General features: G+C 56.5%; 5 protein-coding genes and 1 pseudogene. 5 read left to right on the top strand and 1 reads right to left on the bottom strand.

All coding sequences use genetic code 11. The features are described from left to right. Nucleotides 1-303: 303 nt before the first annotated feature. On the bottom strand, nt 304-1305 hold the full coding sequence (locus JQ567_RS37600) for a helix-turn-helix domain-containing protein (protein ID WP_212443488.1): 1002 nt from the start codon (nt 1303-1305) through the stop codon (nt 304-306). A 276-nt stretch (nt 1306-1581) separates the two neighbouring features. Here JQ567_RS37600 and JQ567_RS37595 point away from each other — a divergent pair. The 5 genes and pseudogenes from JQ567_RS37595 to JQ567_RS37575 all read left to right on the top strand — a co-directional run bounded on the left by JQ567_RS37595 (nt 1582) and on the right by JQ567_RS37575 (nt 6998). Continuing rightward, a pseudogene (locus JQ567_RS37595) lies at nt 1582-2809 on the top strand (ABC transporter substrate-binding protein). Between the two features lie 188 nt (nt 2810-2997). Beyond that, complete coding sequence (locus tag JQ567_RS37590; protein ID WP_212443487.1) at nt 2998-3954, top strand: helix-turn-helix domain-containing protein; 957 nt, start codon at nt 2998-3000, stop codon at nt 3952-3954. A gap of 257 nt (nt 3955-4211) precedes the next feature. Next, a complete protein-coding gene (locus tag JQ567_RS37585) occupies nt 4212-4370 on the top strand; it encodes a hypothetical protein (RefSeq protein WP_212443486.1) in 159 nt (52 codons plus the stop codon). Nucleotides 4371-4557: 187 nt separating this feature from the next. Then, the gene (locus JQ567_RS37580; RefSeq protein ID WP_212443485.1) at nt 4558-6648 is read left to right on the top strand and encodes a hypothetical protein; all 2091 of its coding nucleotides are present in this window, start codon (nt 4558-4560) and stop codon (nt 6646-6648) included. Between the two features lie 185 nt (nt 6649-6833). Then, nucleotides 6834-6998: a hypothetical protein gene (locus JQ567_RS37575; protein WP_212443484.1), complete on the top strand. Its 165-nt coding sequence runs from the start codon at nt 6834-6836 to the stop codon at nt 6996-6998. Nucleotides 6999-7048 lie beyond the last annotated feature (50 nt).

The raw sequence follows: 7048 nt of genomic DNA, 5'->3' as shown, positions 1-7048 counted from the left end.
GCGGCCCATCATGGGTCGACCTCACCGAGAATCGCGTCAACGTAACGGAATCACGGTTCGTGGCTTGCCTCAACCGACTTTTGCAACAAAATCAGCCAGGAGCGGACGTGGCAACGTCTCTCGTCTGACGTCCAGTTTACCCTTCGATTGCGGCCCATAGCGCGCGGACATTGCTGAAGGTCCGCAAGGATGCCAAGAGCAGAAGTGGGCCTCGCGACTATCGTCGCGGTCTCGTTGAGACGCTAACGCTGCCCATCAATCTCGGTCACGCCGCGACCGGTCCTCGGGTAGTGGCCAGCCGAACTATGCAAATTCCGAGTTTTCAAGCGACGTGGGACGGTTTAGGGCCATTAGGAGTTCACTCGGCGGTCGCTGCAGTGTCGCCGACGGCGACTCGCCAAACAATGCGCGGTAGGCAACCGCAAAACGCCCCAATTCCCAGAAGCCATAATCGGTAGCAAGTCGCGTGACTGTAGTTGAACGACAATCTGCCAGCAATAGCGCGCGCCGGACAAGATGCATTCTTCGCAACGAGAGAAAGCGGATCGGACCCATTCCCAGATGTTCTTCGCAAGCGAAGCGGAGCGTTCGCTCCGGGACCCCGATGGCTCCGCAAATCTCCACCAAATATAATGGCCGATCGGGGTTCGCTTCCAGAAATTCTTCAAGCCGGCCGACGATCGCATCGGAGCGACGGGCACGGACGCTCATTTGCAAGGGAGCACCTTCCGCAAGGCAACTAATCATCGCGTGAATCAGCTTTTGTTCCAGATTTCGGACCACTTCAGGCAACTCAAAAAGGCTCGGAGTGGTTTTGGCCATTTGTGCGGCGGTCTTGTGGAGTTCAATCAGCCCCGACATCAGCGCATGGTTTGACCTAATAAGATGCGTGAAGGGCGAAGACATGAGCTCGCGACCCACGAGTGCTTTGTAAGCAGCATAGAAATCATCCGTCGGCAGACCCATCGCCGCACAATGTGAGCCAGCCTTGGTGCGTTGGTGTATCTCGTCGTGGCCAATAACGATAAGGTCCAGAGGCGAAACATCCATACCGCAATGTCGCATCGCGGGCTGATTCTCATGAGCGAGAAAGGCTACGACCGTGCGACCGGGTCTTAGCCCGCTCGTGAAAACCCGAGGCAGTTTCTCGTCAAAGCGCTGCATCCACAGCTGATTCAGAACGATTTGTGTCAGTTCCGAATGGAATCCGCCGCGTTCCGTAGGATAAACGTCGACATCTGCAGCCCGAATAGCGGACTGATAAGGAAGCGGATCATCAAAAGTGAGAACCCTGCTCCAAGCCAATGTCGTTCTCCGCGCTTGCTTTGCTTGGCCTACTGAACATCAAAGACCGGAATCATGCTGTCGTCGAGAGTGGGCGTGACTAGTGACAGAATGGTAGGAGATAATTGCACAATTTCACATCCTTATGCCTGCCGATCAAGGGGCAGTTATGTGACAATTGTCCGTGACGCGAAAAACCTACGATAACTTCCTTCCAATTTCTTGCTATACCCGGACATACTATCACGAAAAGCAATGCGATTGATTTCCATCGGCGGGATATCTGGGATGTCAAACATGGCACAGACAGGCGGCGTTCTAGTGGCGTCTATCGTCTTGGGCCTTTCGGTAGGCATATGTCCAGCCGCGGCGCAGAAGAAATACGACCTCGGCGCCACCGACAGGGAGATCAAGATCGGCAATATCATGCCGTACAGCGGGCCGCTCTCAGCCTACGCGCTGGTTGGTCGGACGCAGGAAGCCTTCTTCAAGAAGCTCAACGCCGAGGGCGGGATCAATGGGCGAAAGGTCAAATTCATTTCCTATGACGATAGCTTCAGCCCCGCGAAGACCGTAGAGCAGGCGCGCAAGCTTGTGGAAAGCGACGAGGTGTTGCTGATATTCCAGAGCCTCGGCACGCCAACCAACAACGCCATTCAGAAATATCTGAATGAAAAGAAGGTGCCGCAGCTCTTCGTTGCTTCCGGCCACCAAGTTCGGTGATCCAAAGAATTTTCCTTGGACAATGGGTTGGCAACCAACCTTTCAGACCGAGGGACGAATCTACGCAAAATACATTCTGCAGCACCTGCCGCAGGGCAAGATTGGGATTCTCTATCAAAACGAAGATTCGGGTCGCGACTATCTCAAGGGTCTCAAGGATGGCCTCGGCGCCGAGGCAACCCAACGCATGATCGTTGGCGAAATCCCCTACGAACCCACCGATCCTACTGTCGATCGTCAGATCGTCACGCTCAAGACGCTGGGCGCCGATGTCTTTTTTAATCATGCTTCGCCAAAATTTGCAGCTCAGGCGATCAGGAAGGCGGCGGAGATCGGCTGGAAACCTACCATGTTCCTAGCCAGCATCTCGAACTCGGTCGGTTCCGTGCTCAAGCCGGCCGGCGCTGACAACTCAAAAGGTATTCTGTCCACAAACTACCTTAAGGATCCTACCGACCCAACCTGGAGGGACGACCCCGCGATCAAGGAATGGGCCGCCTTTATGGACAAGTACTTCCCTCAGGGAGATAAAACGAGCACGTTCAGTGTTTACGGCTATTTGACAGCGCAAACCCTGGTTCAGGTACTCAAGCAGTGCGGCGATGAACTCACCCGCGAGAACGTTATGCGACAGGCAGCCAACCTCAAGGATTTCGAACTTGGATTGCTGCTTCCAGGCATCAAGATCAACACCAGCCTGACCGACTATTTTCCTCTCGAGCACATGCAGATGACTCGATTCAACGGTGAACACGGTGAACTGTTCGGATCCGTAATAGGCGGAGAAATCGGGGTCCAATAGCCCAATCGTGGTCTTTAATCGGGGGAGGATCGGTCTCATAGAGCGCGTCCATTGGTGAATAGCTCCTGATGAGATGGGCGGTTCTCTAGCCGAGAATTGATGCCACTTGCCGAAGTCGCATAGCTGGATCGAAGATGATCCCACAACCTGCCGTTCGCGATGACTTCGCAGATCGAAGGATTAAGCGAATGGCGGAGAACGGCACAACCGCGCTTGACAACCCGGACGACTACCGCGCCGCAATTGGGGCTATGACCCTCAACCTCATAGTCACCGCTGGCGGTGACTTCAATGCTCGCCTGACGTGGTTGAACCTGCGTCACCTTCATGTGCTTCATGCGCGCGAAAGTGTTCCGCGTATTGCCTTCTTGTCGTTGTCGCCGGCACGGACGTTTGTTTCATTTCCAACAAAGGCGAACGCAATTTTGACCTATGGTGGAATTGGTTTGCATGTCGGCGATTTCGTGTTCCACAGCCGCGGCGAGCGAGCGCATCAGCGAACCAACGGAGCAGGTCAATGGGGCCTTATATCGTTGCCGCTTGAGCAGCTCACCATTTTCGGCAACGCCCTTACTGGCCACGGCATAGTGGCGCCACCCGAAGGTCGAGTACTGCGGCCCTCGCCGAGCGTCGCCAGACGCTTGTTAGGACATCATTCAAAGATCTGCCGTCTCGTCGAAACGAAACCTCAGTTGATCGCGAATCCGGAAGTCGCGCGGGCTATCGAGCAAGAATTGATCCATGCTCTCGTCGTTTGCCTGACGGCCGGTGACACCAGCGACAATCCGAAAATGAAGCGGCACTATAGTGATATCATGGTCCGGTTCGAGGAGGTCTTGAACGCAAAAGGTGCCCTGCATCTGGGCCTGCCTGCGCTTTGCTCGGCGGTCGGTGTGCCGGAGCGCACGTTACGAGCGTGCTGCACTGATTTTTTGGGCATGAGCCCAAGCCGATATCATTTGCTGCGACGACTGAACTTGGCGCACTCTGCCTTGCAGCGTGCCGATCCGGAAACAACAAGCGTCGCAGAGATTGCTCGAAACCATCATTTCCGGGAGCTGGGACGATTTGCCCTGACCTATCGCACAGTTTTCGGCGAATTGCCGTCGACTACATTGCGGCGCTCGCCGATCGAAACAGTCTGAACAGATAGATTTCTGCCGAAACTGCATAGCGCGTGCGAAGCAAATCCCGGGAGACCATTTGCATTGGTGAAGATCGACAGTTCGTCTGCCGAGTTCGCATAGCATGCGTCCCACAATTCAGCTCAAATCACGATCAAGGCGTCCGGCGACGCGCGCGACTTCTGCCATTGGAAGTGTCTCGCAGGTGCATGGACAGTCGGCATCCCATTGCGCTGGAGAGAAAAATGCGTGCGTCTGTCAATAAGAGGCATCTCGTCATGAGTTACCTGGAATGGATCAAGTTGATCGCGTTATCGTTCTTGATTTCAGTGGCCATGAACGCTGTCGCCCTTCGCAATCTGGTTGCTGGCAAAATGAACTCTGGCGCGGGCATTCCGAAACGTCGAAACGACATGATTCTGACACTAGCTGGCTGAGCGCCGTGATAAACGCCCTCGGACAGAATTGGTCGTTCTGCCGAAACTGCATAGCCCGGAAGACGAGCGCGATCCATCCTACCTGGAGCCGCTGCGCATGTCGGTCGTGAGCAAGCCATGACAGTGATGTTTCATTACCCCATTTACTTTTCCCACGTTTGCGATTCTCAAAGTAGAGGAGGCCAACATGGTCACACGACGCCAAGCGAAGCTTGTCTCAATACTACTGACTGGGAGCATGCTCTCTTATGGAGTTGGGGTCGCTGCCGCGCAGACACTTAACGGCAAAGTTCTGAGCGCTGGCCAGCCGATAACCAATTCGACGGTCACGCTTTGGGCTGCGAGCGAAGGATCACCGCAGCAGCTAGGTCAGGCCCGCACCGACACTGACGGAAGCTTTACGATCAATTCAACGGGTCAGACCGGTAATGCCACGCTTTACGTCATCGCGAAGGGCGGCCAACCCAAGGCCAATGCGCAAGGTGGTGACAATCCAGGTCTCGCGTTCTTGGCGGTGCTGGGCAATAAGCCTCCAGCCGCGGTGACAATCAACGAGTTTACGACTGTGGCTTCGGTTTGGACCCACAATCAGTTCATTGACGGCACCGCGATTAAGGGACCCGCGCTCGGACTGTGTATCGCCGCCGGTAATGTGCCCAACTTTGTCGATCTCGCGACGGGAGGGTATGGGGCTGCGATTTCCGACGCGCTCAACAGCGCGCAGACGCCAACAATTGCCAGCTTTGCAACACTGGCCAATGTGATAGCCGGATGCGCAACGCGCGTAATGCCGGATGCGTGCCCCCAACTCTACATCGCGGCCACCCCGCCAAAGGGGGCCACCCCTAATGACACGCTGACGGCCGCGCAGTCGATTGCGCGGTATCCGTCGTACCAGCCCGAGAAAATCTTCGCCCTACTGGAAAAATTCTATCCCGTCCGGGCGGGAAAGCTGCCCTCTCTTCGGCCAGCACCGTTTATGCCGTATCTGACGTTCGCTCCGAGCGCATGGGTCCTGCCGCTCAAGTTCACGGGCGGGGGTTATCACGCTGGCGGTAAACTCATGTTTGACAGTCAGGGCAATGTCTGGAACGCCAACAATATGCAGGCCGGCTCCCAGACGCTGGATGCCTTCTGGCAGGGCACCGTTTCGAAGTTCGCACCCGATGGCAAACCGCTCTCGCCCCCTCTCACCGGCTTCACCGGTGGCGGCCTTCTCGGTCCCGGTTTCGGGCTGGCCATCGACGCCAATGACAATGCATGGCTGACGAGTTTTGCGGGCAACAATAACGTTGTGTTGTTCGACAAGAACGGAAAGCCGCTCTCTCCACCCGAGGGCTATACCTTCGGCGGCAAACTCGGCAAAATGCAAGGCATCATCGTCACGCCCAACGGTGATGTCTGGGCCGCGGACACGTTGGGCAACCAGTTGGTTCATCTTCCGAAGGGCGATCCGTCCAAGGGACAAATCCATTGCACGAGTAGCGATCCTCTCAGAAGTCCCTGTAAGGTCCTGCTACCCTTCGCGCTTGCTATCGACCAGAAAGACAACATCTGGGTTTCCAACATCCTCGGCGATCACGTCACCCGCTTTCCGGCTGGCGATCCAACGAAGGCTGAGACCTTCAAGACCGGCTGGTCCGGAAGCGGTCTTGCAGTCGACAGTCTCGGCAACGTTTGGGTCACGAACAAACTCGGCAATTCCGAGCGCGGTCACCTGAAAGTGGTGGAAATGGCGCTTGCGGGGAAAGTCAATTACGATGGCGATCCTGACGCCACCGCCCGGCTCACTCACATCCTGGGCTACGCTATGTTTGACCAGAAGCCGGGCTGGGAGGGCGGAAGCGTCACGGTATTGCAGCCTGACGGCACCGAGGCGAAGTTCTCGCCAGTCTACGGCAAGGGCATCTATGCCCCTTGGGCGGTTTCCGTCGATGGGAATGACAACATCTGGGTTACGAACTTCGCTCGTTCTTCTGCGGGGATCGTGCAGCTGTGCGGCTTCCGGACAGAGAACTGTCCGCCGGGCCTGAAAACAGGCGACGCTATTTCGCCTCCGGGCGGCTATGTCGGCGGCGGATTGCAGTTGCAGGTTGACGTCGGGATCGGCCCCGCCGGGGACGTCTGGGTAACCAACAACTGGGAAGACCCTGCTGCTTGTTACGGTAAGGCCGCAGAGGGTCATTCCACGCGCTGCGGTGGGCAAGGTGTGGTGGTCTTCTTCGGCATGGCCAAGCCGGTGCGTGCGCCACTGATCGGTCCGGCCAAGCAACCGTAATTGCATCGCGAAACCAAGGTCGTCCGGGCCGCACCCGTCCCGATTGGGTGCGGTCCGGCACTTCGCTCGTCGAGCACTTTGGGAGGCGTCGGCACCAGCGCGGCCCGATGAATGGTTATCCCAAGGTGTTCAACATCGACTCGGACCCGCACGAAAAACACAACATCGGCGAAATGTACGAGTAGGTGATCGGACCGGCGCTCAAGGCGGTGGAGGAGTACAAGGCAAGCCTCATGAAGTCGCCCAATCCGCCCGCCGCGAACATGACGATTCTGACCGACGATGCGTTCAATGTCCGCTTTGGGTCGATTTTGTTGCAAAAGGCTGTTGAGAGAGGCCGCGAGGCGTGATTCCGTTGTGGTGACGCGATTCTCGGTGAGGTCGACCCATGATGGGCCGT

The organism is Bradyrhizobium sp. AUGA SZCCT0431 (assembly GCF_018131065.1).
Lineage (GTDB): Bacteria > Pseudomonadota > Alphaproteobacteria > Rhizobiales > Xanthobacteraceae > Bradyrhizobium.
Note: the sequence above shows the minus strand (reverse complement) of the source record. Positions and strands in the feature narration are given on the sequence as shown.